The sequence below is a fragment of the Holzapfeliella sp. JNUCC 72 genome, assembly GCF_053668685.1.
On record NZ_CM132220.1, the window covers coordinates 227,857 to 249,398 of the forward strand.

Here is a 21,542-nt window from a genome sequence, read left to right on the forward strand (position 1 = left end):
AAGAGGTTATTTTGCCGTGAGTAATATGCAAGCAATAGGTGTTAAAGAGTCATTACCCATCACAAATCCAGAAAGTTTAGTCGCTTTTGAAACTGAGGTTCCGCATCCAAGCGAAGATGAGCTATTAGTTCAAATTAAAGCGTTCTCAGTTAATCCAATTGATACTAAAATTCGTATGGGGCTTCGACAAGCCATTAAACGCCCACGTATTTTAGGTTTTGATGGTGTTGGAGAAGTTGTTGAGGTCGGTAAAGCTGTCAGTGATTATCAAGTCGGTGATCAAATTTATTACCTTAATTCAAAGATTAAGCCGGGTAGCAATGCTCAGTTCCAAGTAGTAAATCCTAAAATGGCAGCTCATGTGCCACAATCTGTTTCACCTAGTGAAGCTGCTGCTTTGCCGTTGGTGAGCTTGACTGCTTATGAAGCGTTGTTTGAACGACTAGCAATTCCAATGAATTCAAAAACCAAGCAATCTATTTTGATTTTGAATGGTGCAGGTGGTGTTGGTTCAATGGCAATCCAATTAGCTAAAATCGCTGGGTTGAATGTTGTCGCAAGTGCTTCAAGAGGCGAAACCAGACAATGGGTTGAATCAATGGGGGCTGATGCGGTTATTAATCATCACCACAATTTAGTAGATGAATGTGAACTACTAGGACCTGCAGCTTATGAGTTTGATTATGTTTTAGATCTACATGGGTTAGACAGTCACTTTGATGAAGTTATTGAGTTACTGGCGCCTAACGGTCGTCTTTGTACCGTAGGCGATGGTCAGTTAACCGTTGATAGCGAAGACTTTAAAACAAAAAGTTTAAGTTTAAGTTTTGAATCTGTTTTTACAAAATCATTTTATAAAACTCAAGATTTAAATTCACAACATCAAGCACTGCAACAAATTGCACAATGGATAGACGACAAAAAATTAAAGTCACCACTAACCCAAACTTTAACTGGGTTAACGGTTGAAAACATTCAACAAGCGCATGCTGTTTTGGAAACCCATCAAATGATTGGAAAATTAGTAATTGAAATTTAAAACACGTTTAAAACGTGTTTTTTTCATGTGTTCCACTAAAGTTAACATGAAAAAAACATGAAAAAACTGTCTAGATTTAAAAAGTATAAACCTTGTTAAATCAACGATTTATTGAGTTGTTAAAAAGACTTTAGTAACAAAAAATCAAAAGTTGTTGACGATATTATGTTAATCACGTTATATTTTTAAAGTCAAAAAACTTTTAATGATTTTCAAGGAGGGAATTATGCTATCTATCAGACAAGCCACTATGGCAGATTTACCAACCGTTATGAATTTAATCAATTCTGCAATCAAGGTACTTGCCGAGAGGCAGATTCCTCAATGGCACGATGGGAAGTATCCACTAACTAGTGATTTTGAAAACGATATTAATCACGGTGAAGGTTATGTCCTAGTCGATGAGGACCTAGACTCAAAAATTATAGGATATGCAGCACTAAGCTCATGTCCAGATAAAGTTTACGAAGAAGGTTCAGAAGTTAACTTCAATAACCATGTCGAATCAAACTATATGATTGTGCATCGCGTTGTTGTTGATTCTTCTGTTAAAGGAAGACGAATTGGATTGAGATTTTTAGAAATGTTACAATCTCAAGCTAACGAATTAGAGTACCACGATTTAAGAATCGATACTCATCCAAAAAATATTGCAATGAGAAAGACAATCATGCGTGCGGGATATGAAGAAGTGGGCATGATTTACCTTCCAGAAGTTGCCGATAATGAACGTGTAGCTTACCAATTATTAACAAGAGTGAGAATATAATTAAAAAAAGGTTGACTTTATAGCTGAGACAAGTTTTAATATAGACTATAGTTACAAATAATAAGTAAGTCAGTTATGAAGGGAGAAATATAGTTATGACAATGTGCTGTTGTTCAATGCCAATGTGTAAAATGCAAATCAAAGAACAAATTCAAACAACTTGTCGTGGCTAGAACTCCCTATCTTTAATTTTTTTATTATCTAAAAAAGGACAGGTATAGCCTGTCCTTTTTATTTAGGGGTTTTTAGTTGCACGCAACTTATTTTTTAAAGGAGAAACTATCATGAATAAAAGAAATAGTATTATCGGGATAATTATTGCAGTCGTCGTGGTCATTGCGGTTTTTGTAGGTGTCAATTCAGCAAAAGGTTCTGATCAAACCAATACGGCTAGCGATTCAAATCAAAAAGTGATCACAGTTGGAACTGAAGGGACTTATGCACCCTTTTCATACTTTAACGAAAAAAATGAATTAGTCGGGTTTGATGTTGATGTTGCTAAAGCAGTTTTTTCAAAATTGGGGTATCAAGTTAAATTTGAAGATGCACCTTGGGATTCAATGATTGCTTCTTTTAACGCTAAGAAAACAGATGTGGTCTTTAACCAAGTTGGGATCACACCAGAACGTCAAAAGAACTTTTTATTCACAACACCATATTCCTATTCTAGAGCCGCATTAATTGTAGCTAAGGATAATAACGAGATTAAAGACTTTGATGATTTAAAGGGTAAGAAAAGTGCACAGTCACTAACATCAAATTATGGTGCTAGAGCTGAAAGCTATGGTGCAACGTTAGTTAGTACTGATGGGTTCAGTAAAGCTGCTGATTTAGTTTCCCAAGGACGTGCAGATGCGACCTTGAATAGTGACGTTTCATTTTATGATTACTTAAAACAAAATCCAAACGCTAATATCAAAATCGTTAACCAAGTTAAAGATGCGACACCATCAGCTGCAATGTTCCAAAAAGGTAATGAAGATTTAGTTAAACAAGTTGATGAAGTTTTAGCTCAACTTAAACAAGATGGAACATTGAAGTCGATTTCGGAAAAATACTTTAACAAAGATATTACACAAGAGTAGAAGAGGGCTAGCATGGATTTAATGACAATTATTGATATGGTCAAACAAGCACTAGGGCCTATTTTTATAGCAGGACTGCAAGTGACGATTCCGCTAACTATTGTGTCATTTATCTTGGCATTAATTATTGCAGGGATTACAGCCATCGCAAGAATTTCAAATAGTCGTTTATTACGATTTGTTTTTGCAACGTATGTTTGGATTTTCAGGGGAACGCCATTAATTGTCCAATTATTCATTGCGTATTTTGGATTAGCTAGTCTAGGATTAACGCTTGATGCGTGGACAGCTGCAGTACTGACATTTGGTTTGAATAGCGGTGCTTATGCTTCTGAAGCAATTAGAGCTGCCATCTTATCAATCTCAAATGGTCAATGGGATGCCGCAAGATCACTAGGGATGTCACGTTTGAAAATTTTACAACGCGTGATTGCGCCTCAAGCTTTCAGAATCGCCTTGCCACCTTTATTTAATGAATTAATCAGCCTAGTTAAAGGAACATCACTAGCTGCAAGTATTACTTTGGTCGAAATGTTCTTGGTTTCTCAACGTGTCGCAGCTAGAACTTACCAACCACTTATTATGTATATTGTTGTTGCTTTCTTCTATTTAATGATTTCTACAATTTTAGTAGGTATTCAAAGCTACTTAGAAAAAAGAACATCAAAACATGTAGGAGGCAATACACATGCTTAGTTTAAAAAACATAAATGTTTCATTTGATCAGCAACCGGTTTTGAAAGATTTTTCAGTTGACTTCAATCAAAATCAAACAACGGTTATAGTTGGTCCATCTGGATCAGGAAAGTCAACGTTACTGCGAACAATTAATTTGCTGAACTATCCAGCAAGTGGCACGTTGAGTTTAAATGAAAATAGCTTTACATTTCCCAAGCAATACCCTGCAAAAGAAGTTAGTCGCTATCGTCAAAATTTTGGTATGGTTTTTCAAAACTTTGAATTATTTCCACACTTATCAGCTTTAGGTAATGTGATTGAAGGGCCTACACAAGTTTTAAAACAATCTAAAGCAGATGCGACTCAAAAAGCCACTGATTTGCTTAACCAAGTGGGACTTGCTCAAAAAACAGATGCTTACCCTAATGAATTATCAGGTGGACAACAGCAACGTGTAGCAATTGCCCGTGCTTTAGCAATGGAACCCGAATTTATTTTATACGATGAGCCTACGAGTGCACTTGATCCGGAATTAGAAGGTGAAGTGCTGAAGGTAATTAAGGATTTAGCCAAAAAACGCAATTCCCAAATCGTTGTTACTCATAACTTGAATTTTGCTGAAGAAATTGCGGACCACATCTTATTTTTAGAAGAAGGCCGTGTGAACTATTATGGTTCAGCTCAGGGATTCTTCAATAGTGAGAACGACCGAATCAAAAATTTCACTAAAAAAATGATGTCTTAACAAAATCTTTAAAAAAACACACGACAAAGTGTGTTTTTTTGTTGCATTTTTTTAAAAACTCTTATAAGCTATATAGGTCTGTTTAAATTATTTTTTTAGAGGAGTTTATACGTAAATGGAATATTCGCTTTGGACGCAAGTTATTGCTGAAGTTATTGGAACAGCTTTTATGGTTGCCTTAGGTAACGGTGCTGTTGCAAACGTTGAATTAAAAGGAACTAATGGCCACAAAGGTTCATGGTTTTTAATTGCCTGGGGATTTGGTATCGGTGTGATGATCCCTGCTTTAATGTTTAAATCTGTTTCTGGAGCTATTGTTAACCCAGCGATGGTTATTGGAGAACTTATTTATGGAAGTACACCACTTAACAAAGCTCTATGGTTTATTGCAGCTCAATTTGTCGGTGCAATTATTGGACAACTTGTGGTGGTTTTAATGTACTTACCATACTTAAGAAAAACAACTAATGCCGACGCTATCTACGGTATTTTCTCAACACGTGAAAAAACTGAAAGTAAATTAAGTGGTTTTATCAACGAATTTGTTGGTAGTTTTGTTCTATTTTTTGCAGCACTAACAATGTTTAACCATGCAAAAGTGAACCAATCAAATATTGCTTTTGTAGCTGTAGGATTAGGATTTTTAGTAGCAGCTTTAGTAACGTCACTTGGTGGAGCAACAGGTCCTGGATTAAACCCAGCTCGTGACCTTGGTCCACGTATTCTACACGCAATCCTACCTTTGAAAAATAAAGGAACATCTCGTTGGGAATATGCTTGGGTGCCAGTAGTTGCCCCAATCCTAGCTGCTATTGCAGCAGTTTACCTATTCCATTTTATTTTTTAATTAATTAAAAATTAGTAATAAGTCCCTCTTGCTGAGTACTTATAAGATAGCAACATGTTATCCTTATACTTGGTAAGGGGGATTTTTATGTCTGCAAAAACATCAAGAAGACTAATTAATATTGGGACTATCCTTTCTATTATTATTTTTATGGGACTCGGATGGTACTGGTATTCTCTTGGGATTTTTAACTCTCAAGAAGCTATGCAAGCTTATTTATCGGACAAACAAGTTACGGGTCCGTTTATTTTTATCTTAATTCAAATTATTCAAGTTGTGTTTCCTGTTATCCCTGGGGGGATAACACTAGTTGTAGGTGTTGTATTCTTTGGCCCATTTTGGGGATTTTGGTATAACTATATTGGGATTGGAATTGGTTCTGTTATCAACTTCTTTTTAGCCCGTTATTATGGTAAGGAATTTATCTTGAAGATAGTTTCTGAAAAAACGTATAATAAATATATAGGAAAAGTTAAGAGTCAAAAGGCTTTTGATTGGTTCTTTGCTTTGGCCATTTTGTTCCCGGTGGCACCAGATGATCTGCTCTGTTTGATTGCTGGGTTAACTAAAATGTCATTCAAAAAGTTTTTGATGGTTATTATTTTCTTGAAGCCATGGACTATTTTGGTTTATAGTTTGGCACTAGACCAAGTGATTAAGTGGATTATGCAACTGTTTGGAGGCTAGAAATCGCGTGATTTTAGAAACAAAACAAACAATTTTAAGAGGATTTGAACTAGAAGATAGCGATGTCTTGTATGAGTGGGGGCAAAACCCTATCTACAAAAAAAGAGCAGGATATCCGGAAGTTAAAACCAGACAAGATGCTGTTAACTTGTGTAAAACTTATAGAAAGAGTTCACTCACGTTTGCTATAGAATCCAAACAAACGCACGAGGTAATTGGCGTTTTTGAAGTGAATGAGCGAGGCGTTGAGGAAACATCTGGCTTAGATAGAACGAAAGAAGTCGGCTTTTTAGTTGATCAGCGTTATTGGGGTCAAGGTATCATGACTGAAGTTCTGTCTCGAATGCTCAACTACCTATTCAAAGAACTCAACCAACTCGAAGTATGGGCAGCTTGTTACATCGAAAATGAAGCTTGTCAGCATTTACTTGAAAAAGTCGGGTTTAATTATATGTATCAACTTGATTATGCACAGTTAAGCTCATTTATAAGTGATTTGTTTGAGTCGGTGGAGAATTACTATCGCTTAACACAATCAGAGTTTTTGGGTTTGGTAGATAATAGTTGAATTTGATTTTCTTTTTTAATATAATAAGATTAACAAATGATTAAAACACGTCGAAATTTTTAGACCGAGTACAGAGAGTTTACAAGTTGCTGAAAGTAAATGGTGTCTTTTTCCGATTTCGTAAGGTGGATGGGTAATGCCATACGCAAGACAGCGTTATTGTCACTAATGAGTGTAGCTTTTAGCTAAATTTGGGTGGCACCGCGAATTGACCGATTCGTCCCTTTGATGGACGCGGTCTTTTTTTATACAAAAAATTAGGAGTTGTTGAAGATGTTAGATATTAAAAGAATTCGTCAAAACCCTGAATGGGCTAAAGAACGTTTAGGTACACGTGGTATTAAGGCAGAACAAATTGATCACTTACTACAATTAGATGAAAACCGTCGTCAAATGATTGTAAAAAGTGAAGAATTGAAAAAACAAAGAAACCAAGTATCTGAACAAATTGCACAAAAGAAACGTCAAAAAGAAGATGCAACGCAAGAAATTGCTGATATGAAACAAGTTGGACAAGAAATCAAAGCATTGGATGAACAACTTAACCAATTATCAGAAGAAACAACCGATATCTTATTACGCTTGCCTAACTTCCCAGAAGAATCTGTTCCAGTTGGTGAAAGTGAAGATGATAATGTTGAACTACGTAAGTGGCACGAACCAACAGAATTCAACTATGAACCTAAAGCACATTATGAATTAGGTGAAGACTTAGGTATTTTAGATTTTGAACGTGGTGCAAAAGTTGCAGAAAGTCGTTTCCTATATTACAAAGGATTAGGTGCTAGACTTGAAAGAGCTATTTACAACTTCTTCTTAGATGAACATGCAAAAGAAGGTTATGAAGAAGTAATTCCACCATACTTGGCAAACAACGAAGCAATGACAGGGACAGGACAATTCCCTAAATTTACTGAAGATGTTTATACTATTATAGATGGGGAACGTCCACTAACACTAATTCCAACTGCAGAAGTGCCTCTAGTTAACTACTACTCACACGAAATTTTGAGTGATGACCAATTACCAACATACTTTACAGCCCTAACACCAGCATTTAGATCAGAAGCAGGAAGTGCTGGACGTGATACACGTGGTTTAATTCGCTTGCATCAGTTTAATAAGGTAGAAATGGTTAAATTTGCTAAGCCTGAAGAGTCATGGAATGAACTTGAAAAGCTAACTAAAGATGCTGAAAGTCTATTACAAAAACTTGAATTACCTTATCATGTTGTTGCACTATCAACAGGGGATGCAAGTTTCACTTCAGCTAAGACTTACGACTTAGAAGTATGGATGCCTGCACAAAACACTTATCGTGAAATTTCAAGTTGTTCAAATTGTACTGACTTCCAAGCACGCCGTGCACAAATTCGCTACCGTGATGAAGAAGGTAAGATTCAATATGTTCACACCTTGAATGGATCAGGGCTAGCTGTAGGTCGTACTGTTGCAGCTATTTTAGAAAACTATCAAAATGAAGATGGTAGTATCACCGTTCCTAAGGTGTTAGTTCCTTATATGAATGGTGTAGAAGTTATTAAATAATGTAAAAGAAGCCTACGGGCTTCTTTTTTTATGGAAATATAAGAAATGTGTTGACTTGGTATAACTAACGTGCTAATATAGTTTTTGTCGTTAAATAACGGCGCAACACAAAATAAAGAAATCAAAAAGATTTCAAAAAAGTGTTGCAACAAAACTTAATAAATGCTAATATAGTCTTTGTCGTTGAAAAGCGACAGCTAAGCAGCTCAAACGAAATTAAAAAGATTTCAAAAAAGAGTTGCAAAGCAAAAGAAAACATGGTATATTAATTAAGTCGTCAAGTTGAACAAACAAATTATTCTTTCATAAGAAAAAAATAATTTAAAAAAACTTCTTGACACTGGTTATCAGCTTTGATATAATAAAGAAGTTGTTAAACAAAGTAGACCTTTGAAAACTGAACAAAGTTTCGCATAAATGTGTGGGGGTAATTAACCCCAAGCAATGAGCGAAGTCAATTCGCTAGTAAGTTTTAAAAAGAGCAAGTCAAACAATCTAAAATGAGAGTTTGATCCTGGCTCAGGACGAACGCTGGCGGCGTGCCTAATACATGCAAGTCGAACGAGTTTGCTCTTATGATGGTAGTGCTTGCACTACTTGACTAAGAATCCAAACGAGTGGCGGACGGGTGAGTAACACGTGGGTAACCTACCCTAAAGCGGGGGATAACATTTGGAAACAGATGCTAATACCGCATAACAATAAGAATCGAATGTTTCTTATTTAAAAGATGGTTTCGGCTATCACTTTAGGATGGACCTGCGGCGTATTAGCTAGTTGGTAAGGTAATGGCTTACCAAGGCGATGATACGTAGCCGACCTGAGAGGGTGATCGGCCACATTGGGACTGAGACACGGCCCAAACTCCTACGGGAGGCAGCAGTAGGGAATCTTCCACAATGGACGAAAGTCTGATGGAGCAACGCCGCGTGAGTGAAGAAGGGTTTCGGCTCGTAAAACTCTGTTGTTAGAGAAGAAAGATAATAAGAGTAACTGTTTATTATTTGACGGTAACTAACCAGAAAGCCACGGCTAACTACGTGCCAGCAGCCGCGGTAATACGTAGGTGGCAAGCGTTGTCCGGATTTATTGGGCGTAAAGCGAGCGCAGGCGGCTAATTAAGTCTGATGTGAAAGCCTTCGGCTTAACCGGAGAAGTGCATTAGAAACTGATTAGCTTGAGTGCAGAAGAGGAGAGTGGAACTCCATGTGTAGCGGTGAAATGCGTAGATATATGGAAGAACACCAGTGGCGAAGGCGACTCTCTGGTCTGTAACTGACGCTGAGGCTCGAAAGCGTGGGTAGCAAACAGGATTAGATACCCTGGTAGTCCACGCCGTAAACGATGAGTGCTAAGTGTTGGAGGGTTTCCGCCCTTCAGTGCTGCAGCTAACGCATTAAGCACTCCGCCTGGGGAGTACGACCGCAAGGTTGAAACTCAAAGGAATTGACGGGGGCCCGCACAAGCGGTGGAGCATGTGGTTTAATTCGATGCAACGCGAAGAACCTTACCAGGTCTTGACATCTTTTGACCACCTAAGAGATTAGGTTTTCCCTTCGGGGACAAAATGACAGGTGGTGCATGGTTGTCGTCAGCTCGTGTCGTGAGATGTTGGGTTAAGTCCCGCAACGAGCGCAACCCTTATTACTAGTTGCCAGCATTAAGTTGGGCACTCTAGTGAGACTGCCGGTGACAAACCGGAGGAAGGTGGGGATGACGTCAAATCATCATGCCCCTTATGACCTGGGCTACACACGTGCTACAATGGATGGTACAACGAGCAGCGATACCGCGAGGTTTAGCTAATCTCCTAAAACCATCCTCAGTTCGGATTGCAGGCTGCAACTCGCCTGCATGAAGCTGGAATCGCTAGTAATCGCAGATCAGCATGCTGCGGTGAATACGTTCCCGGGCCTTGTACACACCGCCCGTCACACCATGAGAGTTTGTAACACCCGAAGCCGGTGAGGTAACCTTTTGGAGCCAACCGTCTAAGGTGGGACAAATGATTAGGGTGAAGTCGTAACAAGGTAGCCGTAGGAGAACCTGCGGCTGGATCACCTCCTTTCTAAGGATATACGGAAACACACATTTGAAACTTTGTTTAGTTTTGAGAGGTTTACTCTCAATCGTTGAACATTGAAAACTGAATATGATTTAAGAACCAAAAGCCGAGGTTATCGAAAAGATAATCAAACACCGCGTTTTTAAGAGTAAATTAAAGAGAAATCACAGGTTAAGTGATAAAGGGCGCATGGTGGATGCCTTGGCACTAGGAGCCGATGAAGGACGGGACAAACACCGAAATGCTTTGGGGAGTTGTAAGTAAGCTTTGATCCAGAGATATCCGAATGGGGGAACCCACTAAGAGTAATCTTAGTATCTGTATGTGAATACATAGCATGCAGGAGGAAGACGCGGGGAACTGAAACATCTCAGTACCTGCAGGAAGAGAAAGAAAAATCGATTTCCTGAGTAGCGGCGAGCGAAACGGAAAGAGCCCAAACCAAGAAGCTTGCTTCTTGGGGTTGTAGGACTACAATAACGGACTTAAATAAGATAGAAGAATGAGTTGGGAAGCTCAGCCAAAGAAGGTGACAGCCCTGTATTTGAAATCTTGTTTATACCAAAGTAGTATCCTGAGTACGGCTGGACACGAGAAATCCAGTCGGAATCCGGGAGGACCATCTCCCAAGGCTAAATACTCCCTAGTGACCGATAGCGAACCAGTACCGTGAGGGAAAGGTGAAAAGCACCCCGGGAGGGGAGTGAAATAGATCCTGAAACCATGTGCCTACAAGTAGTCAAAGCCCGTTAATGGGTGATGGCGTGCCTTTTGTAGAATGAACCGGCGAGTTACGTTATGATGCAAGGTTAAGTTGAAGAGACGGAGCCGAAGCGAAAGCGAGTCTGAATAGGGCGAATAAGTATCATGATGTAGACCCGAAACCAAGTGACCTATCCATGTCCAGGTTGAAGATGCAGTAAAATGCATTGGAGGACCGAACCCACGTACGTTGAAAAGTGCGGGGATGAGGTGTGGATAGCGGTGAAATTCCAAACGAACTTGGAGATAGCTGGTTCTCTCCGAAATAGCTTTAGGGCTAGCCTTGGAGTAAAGGATCGTGGAGGTAGAGCACTGTTTGGACTAGGGGCCCGTCAAGGGTTACTGAATTCAGATAAACTCCGAATGCCATTGATCTATATCCAGGAGTCAGACTATGAGTGATAAGATCCGTAGTCGAAAGGGAAACAGCCCAGATCACCAGTTAAGGTCCCAAAATTTATGCTAAGTGGAAAAGGATGTGGCATTGCGTAGACAACTAGGATGTTGGCTTAGAAGCAGCCATTCATTTAAAGAGTGCGTAATAGCTCACTAGTCGAGTGACGCTGCGCCGAAAATGTACCGGGGCTAAGCATAATACCGAAACTGTGGATGTGTTATTTATAACACGTGGTAGGAGAGCGTTCTAAGGGCGAAGAAGGTAGATCGTAAGGACTGCTGGAGCGCTTAGAAGTGAGAATGCCGGTATGAGTAGCGAAAGATAGGTGAGAATCCTATCCGCCGAAAGACTAAGGTTTCCTGGGGAAGGCTCGTCCTCCCAGGGTTAGTCGGGACCTAAGATGAGGCCGAAAGGCGTAATCGATGGAAAACAGGTTGATATTCCTGTACTATGATGCATTGTTTGAACAATGGAGGGACGCAGCAGGCTAAACGAATGTGCGAATGGAAGAGCACGTCCAAGCAACAAGTTTTATTATGAGTCAAATGCTTATAATTATACGGATGAGTTGTGATGGGGAGCGAAATTATAGTAGCGAAGTCGTTGATGTCACACTGCCGAGAAAAGCTTCTAGTTAGATGTATTGTACCCGTACCGCAAACCGACACAGGTAGTCGAGGAGAGAATCCTAAGGTGAGCGAGCGAACTCTCGTTAAGGAACTCGGCAAAATGACCCCGTAACTTCGGGAGAAGGGGTGCTGATTTTAAATCAGCCGCAGTGAATAGGCCCAAACAACTGTTTATCAAAAACACAGGTCTCTGCTAAATCGAAAGATGACGTATAGGGGCTGACGCCTGCCCGGTGCTGGAAGGTTAAGAGGAGAGCTTAGCGTAAGCGAAGGTTTGAATTGAAGCCCCAGTAAACGGCGGCCGTAACTATAACGGTCCTAAGGTAGCGAAATTCCTTGTCGGGTAAGTTCCGACCCGCACGAAAGGCGCAATGATTTGGGCACTGTCTCAACGAGAGACTCGGTGAAATTATATTACCAGTGAAGATGCTGGTTACCCGCGACAGGACGGAAAGACCCCATGGAGCTTTACTGTAGCTTGATATTGAGTATTTGTGAAACATGTACAGGATAGGTAGGAGTCGATGAAGTGAGAACGCTAGTTTTCATGGAGACATTGTTGGGATACTACCCTTGTTTTATGAATCCTCTAACTTTTGCCAATTATCTTGGTAGAGGACAGTGTCAGGTGGGCAGTTTGACTGGGGCGGTCGCCTCCTAAAGTGTAACGGAGGCGCCCAAAGGTTCCCTCAGAATGGTTGGAAATCATTCGCAGAGTGTAAAGGTATAAGGGAGCTTGACTGCGAGACTTACAAGTCGAGCAGGGACGAAAGTCGGGCTTAGTGATCTGGTGGTACCGCATGGAAGGGCCATCACTCAACGGATAAAAGCTACCCTGGGGATAACAGGCTTATCTCCCCCAAGAGTTCACATCGACGGGGAGGTTTGGCACCTCGATGTCGGCTCGTCGCATCCTGGGGCTGTAGTCGGTCCCAAGGGTTGGGCTGTTCGCCCATTAAAGCGGCACGCGAGCTGGGTTCAGAACGTCGTGAGACAGTTCGGTCCCTATCCGTCGCGGGCGTTGGAAATTTGAGAGGAGCTGTCCTTAGTACGAGAGGACCGGGATGGACATACCGCTGGTGTACCAGTTGTTCTGCCAAGGGCATCGCTGGGTAGCTATGTATGGACGGGATAAGCGCTGAAAGCATCTAAGTGCGAAGCCCCCCTCAAGATGAGATTTCCCATTCCTTTAAGGAAGTAAGACACCTCAGAGATGATGAGGTCGATAGGCTAAGAGTGGAAGTATAGCAATATATGGAGCGGATTAGTACTAATCAGTCGAGGACTTAACCAAGTTAAGCGGTAGGCTTTTGGAAAATAAATCATATTCAGTTTTGAGTGTTCAGCACTCAAGGTAAATAAAAGTGTGGTGGCGATAGCAAGAAGGTTACACCTGTTCTCATGCCGAACACAGAAGTTAAGCTTCTTAACGCCGAAAGTAGTTGGTGGGTGACTACCTGCGAGGATAGGACGTTGCCACGCTTTTTTTTATTCCGGTTTAGCTCAGTTGGTAGAGCACTTGACTGTTAATCAAGCTGTCGTCAGTTCGAGTCTGACAACCGGAGCTAATTGAAACACGTGAGTATCATCCGTGGTGCTCATGTATTTTTTTGGCAAAATATTTTTAATAGATTTAGTGTGGTGGCGATAGCAAGAAGGCTACACCTGTTCTCATGCCGAACACAGAAGTTAAGCTTCTTAGCGCTGAAAGTAGTTGGTGGGTAACTACCTGCGAGGATAAGACGTTGCCACGCTAGTCATTTGGAGGATTAGCTCAGCTGGGAGAGCATCTGCCTTACAAGCAGGGGGTCACAGGTTCGATCCCTGTATCCTCCATAATTAAAGGTCATAAATATTTTGTTTATGACTTTTTTTATTGTATTTAGAATTATTTTTTGATAACATTAATTTGTTATGCCGGTTTAGCTCAGCTGGTAGAGCATCGGTATCGTAAACCGAGGGTCACAGGTTCAAATCCTGCAACCGGCATTGATAACTATTTTTTATGAATTTATCATTGATTTTTATTTATAGATTCGTTATCATAATAAATGTAGTGCTACGGAGGAGTAGCGAAGTGGCTAAACGCAGCGGACTGTAAATCCGCCCCATTATTGGTTCGGTGGTTCGAATCCACTCTCCTCCATTTACTGGGTTATAGCCAAGCGGTAAGGCAACGGACTTTGACTCCGTCATGCGCTGGTTCGAATCCAGCTAACCCAATACTAGAAAACGTCCGGATTGATTTCCGGGCGTTTTTTGTTTATCTAGGATTTGTGGAGTGAGCTGTTAAACTACTTAGGAGGATGAAGAAAATGCAAGATCCAATATACATTCAAATACATAATGATATTAAGCAAAAAATTGAAACGGGGCAGTGGCAGTTAGGCCAGCGTTTGCCATCTGAGCGAAAACTATCAGAAACGTTTGGTGTCAGCAGAATGACTTTACGGCAAGCAATTTCAACATTGGCTGAAGAAGGAATATTAGAGCGCCGTCCAGGATCTGGAACTTATGTCTCAAGTCAAAAAGTTCAAGAAAAAATGACGGGGATTACGTCTTTTACAGATATGATGAAAAAACAAGGGAAAAAGCCATCAAGTCAAACAGTTACTTACCGATTGACCAAACCTTCATTAAGTGAAAAAGAAAAGCTACAGCTCAATGTGAACCAAAACGTTCTTAGAATGGAACGAATTCGATTTGCAGACGGCATTCCAATTAGTTTTGAAGTCGCCTCTATTCCTGAAAACTTAATTGGAGACTTGCATAAATCAGAAATTACAACATCCTTATACCATGCAGTTAAGCATAAAAACAAATTTGAATTAAATCATGTTGAGCAGACGATTGGGGCTACAATTGCTAATGAACAAATTGCAAAAATGTTAGATATCAAAAAAGGAGACCCTTTAGTATTACTGCGTCAAATCACACGATTAGAGGATTATCGACCTTTTGAATATGTCCGTTCGCAATATGTTGCAGAACGTTTCGAATTTTACTTTGAACGATGAAAAAAGCAGGCTATTTTTGGTATAATGAACGTTAGTATACTCGAATGAGGGATTATTTTGAAAAAAACATTAGTTAATATATTTTACAACGCCGTATATCAAGTATTTTTAGTTTTAATACCAATGATAACGGTGCCTTATTTATCACGGACACTAGGTCCAACACAAAATGGTGTATATAGTTCTGTTAACTTTACGATTCAATTTCTAATGGTGTTTTGTGCCATTGCAATGAGTCAAATTGGAACGCGTGCAGTAGCTAAAACAAGGGCCAAAAACGATCGACCAAAATTAACAGAAGCTTTTTGGGGATTGTGGTACGTCCAAGCACTATCTAGTATCGCGGTTATTATTTTAACACTGCTAGCAGTTACTATTTTTAAAGTAGAATATCAATTTTATTTCTATCTACAGATTCCATTTTTAATTTCCGCAATGTTTGACATTTCGTGGTTCTATCAAGGGCTAGAAGAGTTTGGGAAAGTAGTTTTACGAAATACAGCAGTTAAGTTATCCTCTGTTGTTTTGATTTTTCTTTTTGTGAAATCGCAGCAGGATTTATGGATTTATATGCTGATTATGTCGGTTACAACGATGTTAGGAAGCTTTGTTTTTTGGCTATCAATCAAGCGATATGTTGATCGACCTGTAAAACGATTTTATCAGTTCAGAAGCGTCATTATTGCTGTGCTTACTTTGATTATTCCACAAGCAGCAACACAAATTTATAATTCATTAGACAAACCAATTCTTAACTTTTTAAATGGTTCAGCTACTCAGGTTGGTTATTATGATTATTCTCAAAGAATTTCGACTATCTTGTTGGGAGTAATTACTTCTATCACGATTGTCATGATGCCAAAAATGGCAAGTGCCTCTAAAGAATCACAACGTGTCTTTTTGAAAAAGTCGCTTGAAATCACGACATTCTTAGCAATCATTTTTACGATTATCGTGATGATTAACACCAAAGAATTCGTGCCAGTCTTCTTTAGTGCTCAATTTGAACCAATGACGATGATATCGTACTTTGCAACGCTTCGAATTGTCTTTTTACCAATAGGGGAAGTCTTTTCAAATCAGTTTGCGTTAGCAAATAGACGTGATAAAGATTACGCTATACCTGTCATCATAGGTGCTGTATTGAGTTTGGTGTTGAACCTGATTTTAGATAAACCCTATGGTGCAGTTGGTGCAATGATCAGCTTATTGACGGTTGAATTTGTTGTTTGTTTACTCAGAATTTACATTGTTCGTGATGCTTACGATGCTAAATACGTGTTCAAAGATTTTCCTAAATTTGCGATTTTAGCAGCTGTTACGTTCGTCATCGGTAGTTTATTACCCAACTTTGTATCACAGCCTTATCTCAATATGACGATTAAGTCATTAATTGTATCGGCAGTGTACTTGGTCATCTTTATATTGATGAAATTTGAAATCGCTAATGATTTTAAGTTTCTTATTGAAAAAATTCTAAAAAGAAGAGAGTCATAACATGTCAAAAGTAGATGTATTAGGAGTTCAGTTTGATAACTATTCAGAAGAAGAATTCAAACAAAAGATTTTAGCTCAATTTTCCGAAAAAAAGTCAACCTTTACCGTGACTGCTAACCCAGAAATTGTGATGAAAGCCCGCGAAGATCAAAAATTGCTGCAGATGATTAATGAAGCTGATTTTGTAACGCCTGATGGAATTGGTATCATAAAAGCAGCTAACACATTGCAAACACCACTAAAAGAACGTGTGACAGGCTATGACTTGTTTGAGTTTTTTATGAAGCAAGCCAACCGTAAAGAGTATCGTGTCTACTTAGTAGGTGCAAAGCCAGAAGTGATTACAGCGGTTAACAAAAAAGTTCAACTGGAATATCCTCATATCAAAATAGTTGGATTGAAAGATGGTTACTTTGAAGAACCAATTGAAATCGTGGCTAAAGAAATTGATCAAGCAAAACCTGATTTTGTTTTTGCGGCTTTAGGATTTCCAAAACAAGAACAGCTATTAAACTTACTTAAAAAATTAGAACTTCCTGCTGTTATGATGGGAGTTGGTGGTAGTTTTGATGTGTTTTCAGGTCAAGTTAAACGCGCACCAAAATTATTCCAAACATTACATCTAGAATGGCTTTATCGTGCCGTTAAAAATCCAAGTCGATTCAAAAGATTGTTTATTATTCCAAAATTCCTTAAAGCAGTTAAGAAGCAGGTAAAAAGTCATGAAAATACTTCACGTTAACGCGGGGCTTGAAAATGGCGGTGGACTTTACCACATTATTCAGCTTCTAAAAGAAGCTAAATCAAAAAATGCCCCTTTTACACTATTAACACTAGCTGAAGGTCCTGTAGCGCAAGCAGCTAGAGAAGCAGGTATTAAGACTGAAACGTTTTCAAAGTCATCAAGATATCAATTGAGCATCCTAAAAGACCTTAAGAATTACATTAATGAGGGTCAATATGATATTGTGCATACGCATGGCGCGCGTGCCAACTTGTTCTTGAGCATGATACATCGTCAAATTTCTGCAAAGTGGGTCGTGACTGTTCATAGTGATCCTTTAAAGGACTTTGAATCTCATGGTGCTATTGGTAAAGTGTTCACTAAGTTAAATTGTCGTTCACTAAAAAAGGCAGATGGCGTTTTAGCAGTAACCGATAGATTCAAAAATCAACTGATTAAAGATATTAAGTTAAATCCTCAAAAAGTATCTACCATTTATAACGGAATTGCGTTTACTCAAAACCCACTACCTAAGGTGGCACATGACGGTTTTAATATTATCAATGTTGCGCGATTAGTGCCGATAAAAGGTCATAAACTATTGTTGCAAGCAATCAAAGATACCAATATCCCCAATTTAAAATTACATTTAGTCGGTGATGGTCCATTAGAAGATGAGCTTAAACAATATGTCAATGAACATCAGTTATCTAATCAGGTCGAGTTCCATGGCTATTTGAAGCAATCACAAATTAATCAACTTTATCAAACAACAGATTTAGCAGTGTTAACTTCTTATTCAGAAAGTTTCCCGTTAGTGATGTTAGAGGCTTCAGACGCTAGTGTTGCGTTATTAATGACAAAAGTTGGCGATTATCAAGTGATGATACCAAACGAAGAACATGGGTTTGTAGCAGATGTTGGCAGCGTTGAAATGATTACAAGTCAACTTAAAAAAGCTTATCAAACGTACTTGAATCAAACGTTGTCATCAATTGCTCAACGAGAACGCGATTATCTATCAACGAACTTTTCGATTGAAAATCAATTCAGCTCAATTATGAAAATTTACCATCAGCAATTAGAAGGGTGTAAAAATGACTTATAAAAAGAACTGGCTTTTAGGTTTATTTATTGCTTTTTTATCCATTCAACCATTCTTGGATATTAAATACTTTTATCAACCGCCTTTACTTAATGTATTGCCATTTGCAATACCAACAGTGATTAGAATTATCGGAATTGGTGTGCTATTTTTAGCAACATTTATAATGTTAATGAAAAACAAAGAGCGTTTATTTTTAGTGGGATATGGATTGATTGTTTTAGTTTACACGGCAGCTCACCTGTATAACGCAACAAAATTCAGTTCTGTATCACCAACAAGTTTTGGCTATTCTGTCACATCAGAAATTTTTTATTTAATTCGATTATTGTTGCCGATTTTAATGGTTGTTATTGCCTATAAAATCAAGCTATCTGATTATAAATTTGAAAAAATCATTGCCATACTGAACTTCTTGATTTCTGGATCAATAGTCTTTTCAAATTTATTTAAATTAGGAATTTCTTCTTATTCAGATGTTACCATCACGCACAGTATTTTTGATTGGTTTAATAATCCAAATATGGACTATTACTATGCAGCCACCCGTGGTTGGTTCAACTTTGCTAATGCGATATCAGGCGTTCTAGCTTTAATCGGGCCCATTGTTATTTATTTCCTACTAACCAAGCGAAATGCTAAAAATGGCTTGTCATTTGGATTATACTTCCTAGCATCAGTTATGATTGGAACTAAATCTGCTATTTATAGTTTGATTATCGTTTTAGCAGGGATGTTCGTCTTATACTTGTTTACAAGTTTAATCCAAAATAAAATGCAATTTAGCAAACTCAACTTTGCGTTTTTAAGCTTGTCACTAATTGCAGTTGTTGCGATTATGCCATTTTCGCCTTCTAGTTCGAGAGAATCAATGGATGGTCAGCAAGTGATTAATCGTGAATCAATGCGCTCAATCAAAGATTTGAGTTTTGAAGCCTATGAACGAGCAATGAACGAGGAACAAGCGCCTGAAGAAAAGCAAAAAATCAAATTAAACTTTATTAGTGAAAAATATCCCTTATATTCAATTATTCCACAATTAATTACACACTCATTACCTTATGATCAAGATCCTGACTTTTGGATTGGTGTCATGAATCATAATCGAACAGGTTATTATGATAATCGACAAATGGAACAATTAATGTTGCAACGTGTTAAATCAACTAATAACAAGAGTTTAGATAACTGGTTTGGAATCACTTATTCTCGTATGAGTAATATTTATGTGCTAGAACGTGATTTCTTAGCCCAATATTACACTATCGGAATTCTAGGATTACTTGTATTTGTCTTACCATTAGTTTTCTTAGTTATTTTTGGTGGTTTGCGAATTTTAAGACACTTTAACCGTCTGTTTAACTTGAAGAATGCGTCAATTACATTTGGATTGGGAATGATTTTCTTTATTTCGCTTTATAGTGGAAATATTTTAGATTTCTTAATTGATACATTAATTTTGGCATTTATTTTAGGTTACTGGTTGAAAGATTTAAGTCGTCAATTGAAAAAAGAAAAAGAACCACAAATTTCAATTATCGTGCCGACTTACAATCGTGCTGATATGATTGAAGGTATGCTTGAATCAATTGATTCACAGGACTATCAAAATGTACAAGTAATTATTTCTGATGATGGATCAGTTGATAATACTCAAGAAGTTGTTGAACACTTTAGTGATTATCACCAAGGATTGAAGATTAAATATATCAAAAATGAAAACGGTGATCAGTTAAACGCTATCAATCGTGCGGTTCCGTTTATTACAGGGGATATCATTTATATTTTACATTCTGATGATCGATTTTATGATAATCGTGTTTTAACTCACGTTGTTTCTGAGCTTAATGAGACAGATTATGATGGCCTTTTTGCCAATATCGTTGAGGAAAATACGACAACTAATAAAATTAAAAAACATCGAACTAAGAGTTTTTATCCAGGATATTTAACTAGTGCCAAGGCGGCACTTGGTTTGGGTCGAAACCCGTATGTTGATTTTATCTTCTTCAGAAGAGAAGCCTTTTTCAGGACAAGTTACGAGTCTTATATTGTTAATAATACTTGTGCTTGGCGGTCTTTAACGAATGAGCGTTTGAATCTAGGAAATGCTAACTACTATACATTGAAGTATCAAGTTCATGGTGACAATTATTTAGATAGTAACGATGGACAAGAAAATGTGTTGAATGGTGAATTGCGAACACTAACCAACATTTTAGCCTTTAGCTCTATTCCGTTATTCAGTATTCAAAGACAACTATTTAGAATTGTTAATAAATTAGGACTAAATGCCTTGTACTATCCAATTGTTTTACGTTCTAAAACCAAAACTGAAAAAGTAGCACCTATTACAAGACAAGCGCTTGCCTTGAGGTTAAAAGAACCAACAGAGTTATATCAAGCAATACAAGGATTCTTTGAAGCGGCCAATGACCGTTGTATTAAGTTACACATACCAGAAGATTTTAAAGTTTATGATGGTTCTGATATTCGAGAATTTAATAAGCAATTGCACCAGAATGAATTGCATGACTTGTACTACCAATTGTTCAAAGAAATGAAAGCGGGCTTTGGTTGTGTTCAAATTAAGTCAACAGATTTATCGGATGTTCAACGTCTGTTAGAATTCTTGATGATTAAAGAATATGTTAGAATTGAGGTCATTTTATGATACCGAAAAAAATCCATTACGTTTGGGTCGGTGGAAACGAAAAACCAAAAGATATTCAAAAGTGTTTACAAACTTGGAAAAAACATTTGAGCGATTATGAAATTATCGAATGGAACGAAGATAATTTTGACATCAATCAAAATCATTACTTAAAGCAAGCTTATGAAGCTAAAAAGTGGGCCTTTGTGAGTGACTATATTCGAGCAAGTGTTATCTACAAATACGGTGGGATTTACTTAGACACGGATGTTTTAGTTCTGGATGATTTAAATGATTTACGTCAAAACGCTGCTTTCGTTGGATTTGAAAATCCTGATTATCCATTTACAGCTGCTTTTGGTGCTGAAAAACATCATCCTTTAATTAAAGATATGCTAGATTATTATGACAACTTGGATTTTGATTTTGATTCCAGTGATCAAATGGCAGGTGTTAACACAGTGAGTGTTTCAGATATTTTGATTGATAAATATCATTGTCGTCCAAACAACCAAGAACAAATTCTTAAAGAAGGTATCCACGTTTATCCTGATTATGTTTTGTGTAATCCAAGCCGTGCTTCAAAAACAATTCATGTTTTTACAGGTACTTGGATGGAAGGACAAAAGAGTTGGAAACGCAAACTAGTTAAATGGATGAAATTACACGCCACAACAAAAAAACGTGCAGAATTCTACACACGTCTGTTTAAATAAGGAGAAGCAAG

The 21,542-nt window shown here is 38.2% G+C and carries 15 protein-coding genes, 5 tRNA genes and 4 rRNA genes; all 24 read left to right on the plus strand.

Annotated elements, in window-relative coordinates:
* Positions 1–25: 25 nt before the first annotated feature.
* The 24 genes from JNUCC72_RS01030 to JNUCC72_RS01145 all read left to right on the plus strand — a co-directional run bounded on the left by JNUCC72_RS01030 (position 26) and on the right by JNUCC72_RS01145 (position 21,531).
* Entirely contained in the window at positions 26–1,039 is a 1,014-nt protein-coding gene (locus tag JNUCC72_RS01030; RefSeq protein ID WP_454144674.1) for a zinc-binding alcohol dehydrogenase family protein, read from the plus strand.
* A 226-nt stretch (positions 1,040–1,265) separates the two neighbouring features.
* Positions 1,266–1,808 (plus strand): GNAT family N-acetyltransferase, encoded by a 543-nt coding sequence (locus tag JNUCC72_RS01035; RefSeq protein ID WP_454144060.1) that lies wholly within the window; start codon positions 1,266–1,268, stop codon positions 1,806–1,808.
* Between the two features lie 284 nt (positions 1,809–2,092).
* The gene (locus JNUCC72_RS01040; RefSeq protein WP_454144062.1) at positions 2,093–2,893 is read left to right on the plus strand and encodes an amino acid ABC transporter substrate-binding protein; all 801 of its coding nucleotides are present in this window, start codon (positions 2,093–2,095) and stop codon (positions 2,891–2,893) included.
* Between the two features lie 21 nt (positions 2,894–2,914).
* The gene (locus JNUCC72_RS01045; RefSeq protein WP_454144676.1) at positions 2,915–3,589 is read left to right on the plus strand and encodes an amino acid ABC transporter permease; all 675 of its coding nucleotides are present in this window, start codon (positions 2,915–2,917) and stop codon (positions 3,587–3,589) included.
* On the plus strand, positions 3,582–4,316 hold the full coding sequence (locus JNUCC72_RS01050) for an amino acid ABC transporter ATP-binding protein (RefSeq protein ID WP_454144064.1): 735 nt from the start codon (positions 3,582–3,584) through the stop codon (positions 4,314–4,316). The genes JNUCC72_RS01045 and JNUCC72_RS01050 overlap by 8 nt, the downstream gene beginning before the upstream one ends.
* 115 nt (positions 4,317–4,431) lie before the next feature.
* Positions 4,432–5,163: an MIP/aquaporin family protein gene (locus JNUCC72_RS01055; RefSeq protein ID WP_454144066.1), complete on the plus strand. Its 732-nt coding sequence runs from the start codon at positions 4,432–4,434 to the stop codon at positions 5,161–5,163.
* Positions 5,164–5,250: 87 nt separating this feature from the next.
* The gene (locus JNUCC72_RS01060; RefSeq protein ID WP_454144068.1) at positions 5,251–5,850 is read left to right on the plus strand and encodes a TVP38/TMEM64 family protein; all 600 of its coding nucleotides are present in this window, start codon (positions 5,251–5,253) and stop codon (positions 5,848–5,850) included.
* A 7-nt stretch (positions 5,851–5,857) separates the two neighbouring features.
* On the plus strand, positions 5,858–6,418 hold the full coding sequence (locus tag JNUCC72_RS01065; RefSeq protein WP_454144070.1) for a GNAT family N-acetyltransferase: 561 nt from the start codon (positions 5,858–5,860) through the stop codon (positions 6,416–6,418).
* A gap of 273 nt (positions 6,419–6,691) precedes the next feature.
* Positions 6,692–7,966: a serine--tRNA ligase gene (gene serS / locus JNUCC72_RS01070; RefSeq protein ID WP_454144072.1), complete on the plus strand. Its 1,275-nt coding sequence runs from the start codon at positions 6,692–6,694 to the stop codon at positions 7,964–7,966.
* 496 nt (positions 7,967–8,462) lie between these two features.
* A 16S ribosomal RNA gene (locus JNUCC72_RS01075) occupies positions 8,463–10,034 on the plus strand.
* A gap of 166 nt (positions 10,035–10,200) precedes the next feature.
* Positions 10,201–13,113 (plus strand): 23S ribosomal RNA (locus JNUCC72_RS01080).
* Positions 13,114–13,184: 71 nt separating this feature from the next.
* Positions 13,185–13,301, plus strand: a 5S ribosomal RNA gene (gene rrf / locus JNUCC72_RS01085).
* 10 nt (positions 13,302–13,311) lie between these two features.
* Positions 13,312–13,384, plus strand: a tRNA-Asn gene (locus tag JNUCC72_RS01090).
* Positions 13,385–13,456: 72 nt separating this feature from the next.
* A 5S ribosomal RNA gene (gene rrf / locus JNUCC72_RS01095) occupies positions 13,457–13,573 on the plus strand.
* Together the 16S, 23S and 5S rRNA genes with 5 tRNA genes alongside form the textbook arrangement of a ribosomal RNA operon.
* A 9-nt stretch (positions 13,574–13,582) precedes the next feature.
* A tRNA-Val gene (locus JNUCC72_RS01100) sits at positions 13,583–13,655 on the plus strand.
* Positions 13,656–13,735: 80 nt separating this feature from the next.
* Positions 13,736–13,808 (plus strand) — tRNA-Thr (locus tag JNUCC72_RS01105).
* Between the two features lie 74 nt (positions 13,809–13,882).
* Positions 13,883–13,965, plus strand: a tRNA-Tyr gene (locus JNUCC72_RS01110).
* A gap of 5 nt (positions 13,966–13,970) precedes the next feature.
* Positions 13,971–14,042, plus strand: a tRNA-Gln gene (locus JNUCC72_RS01115).
* Positions 14,043–14,134: 92 nt separating this feature from the next.
* Complete coding sequence (locus JNUCC72_RS01120) at positions 14,135–14,836, plus strand: GntR family transcriptional regulator (RefSeq protein ID WP_454144074.1); 702 nt, start codon at positions 14,135–14,137, stop codon at positions 14,834–14,836.
* A gap of 57 nt (positions 14,837–14,893) precedes the next feature.
* Positions 14,894–16,333 (plus strand): oligosaccharide flippase family protein, encoded by a 1,440-nt coding sequence (locus JNUCC72_RS01125; RefSeq protein ID WP_454144076.1) that lies wholly within the window; start codon positions 14,894–14,896, stop codon positions 16,331–16,333.
* Between the two features lies 1 nt (position 16,334).
* Positions 16,335–17,075, plus strand: a complete 741-nt coding sequence (locus JNUCC72_RS01130) for a WecB/TagA/CpsF family glycosyltransferase (RefSeq protein WP_454144078.1) — start codon at positions 16,335–16,337, stop codon at positions 17,073–17,075.
* A complete protein-coding gene (locus tag JNUCC72_RS01135; RefSeq protein WP_454144080.1) occupies positions 17,056–18,165 on the plus strand; it encodes a glycosyltransferase family 4 protein in 1,110 nt (369 codons plus the stop codon). The genes JNUCC72_RS01130 and JNUCC72_RS01135 overlap by 20 nt, the downstream gene beginning before the upstream one ends.
* Positions 18,155–20,836, plus strand: a complete 2,682-nt coding sequence (locus tag JNUCC72_RS01140) for an O-antigen ligase family protein (RefSeq protein WP_454144082.1) — start codon at positions 18,155–18,157, stop codon at positions 20,834–20,836. The genes JNUCC72_RS01135 and JNUCC72_RS01140 overlap by 11 nt, the downstream gene beginning before the upstream one ends.
* Entirely contained in the window at positions 20,833–21,531 is a 699-nt protein-coding gene (locus JNUCC72_RS01145; RefSeq protein WP_454144084.1) for a glycosyltransferase family 32 protein, read from the plus strand. Before JNUCC72_RS01140 ends, JNUCC72_RS01145 begins: the two co-directional genes overlap by 4 nt.
* Positions 21,532–21,542 lie beyond the last annotated feature (11 nt).

What these genes read in the sequence shown, in the direction of transcription:
- JNUCC72_RS01135 (WP_454144080.1), top strand. Translation starts at nt 17,056, where the DNA reads ATGAAAATACTTCACGTTAACGCGGGGCTTGAAAATGGCGGTGGACTT.
- JNUCC72_RS01035 (WP_454144060.1), top strand. Translation starts at nt 1,266, where the DNA reads ATGCTATCTATCAGACAAGCCACTATGGCAGATTTACCAACCGTTATG.
- JNUCC72_RS01060 (WP_454144068.1), top strand. Translation starts at nt 5,251, where the DNA reads ATGTCTGCAAAAACATCAAGAAGACTAATTAATATTGGGACTATCCTT.
- JNUCC72_RS01140 (WP_454144082.1), top strand. Translation starts at nt 18,155, where the DNA reads ATGACTTATAAAAAGAACTGGCTTTTAGGTTTATTTATTGCTTTTTTA.
- JNUCC72_RS01045 (WP_454144676.1), top strand. Translation starts at nt 2,915, where the DNA reads ATGACAATTATTGATATGGTCAAACAAGCACTAGGGCCTATTTTTATA.
- JNUCC72_RS01130 (WP_454144078.1), top strand. Translation starts at nt 16,335, where the DNA reads ATGTCAAAAGTAGATGTATTAGGAGTTCAGTTTGATAACTATTCAGAA.
- JNUCC72_RS01050 (WP_454144064.1), top strand. Translation starts at nt 3,582, where the DNA reads ATGCTTAGTTTAAAAAACATAAATGTTTCATTTGATCAGCAACCGGTT.
- JNUCC72_RS01120 (WP_454144074.1), top strand. Translation starts at nt 14,135, where the DNA reads ATGCAAGATCCAATATACATTCAAATACATAATGATATTAAGCAAAAA.
- JNUCC72_RS01030 (WP_454144674.1), top strand. Translation starts at nt 26, where the DNA reads ATGCAAGCAATAGGTGTTAAAGAGTCATTACCCATCACAAATCCAGAA.
- serS (WP_454144072.1), top strand. Translation starts at nt 6,692, where the DNA reads ATGTTAGATATTAAAAGAATTCGTCAAAACCCTGAATGGGCTAAAGAA.
- JNUCC72_RS01055 (WP_454144066.1), top strand. Translation starts at nt 4,432, where the DNA reads ATGGAATATTCGCTTTGGACGCAAGTTATTGCTGAAGTTATTGGAACA.
- JNUCC72_RS01040 (WP_454144062.1), top strand. Translation starts at nt 2,093, where the DNA reads ATGAATAAAAGAAATAGTATTATCGGGATAATTATTGCAGTCGTCGTG.
- JNUCC72_RS01145 (WP_454144084.1), top strand. Translation starts at nt 20,833, where the DNA reads ATGATACCGAAAAAAATCCATTACGTTTGGGTCGGTGGAAACGAAAAA.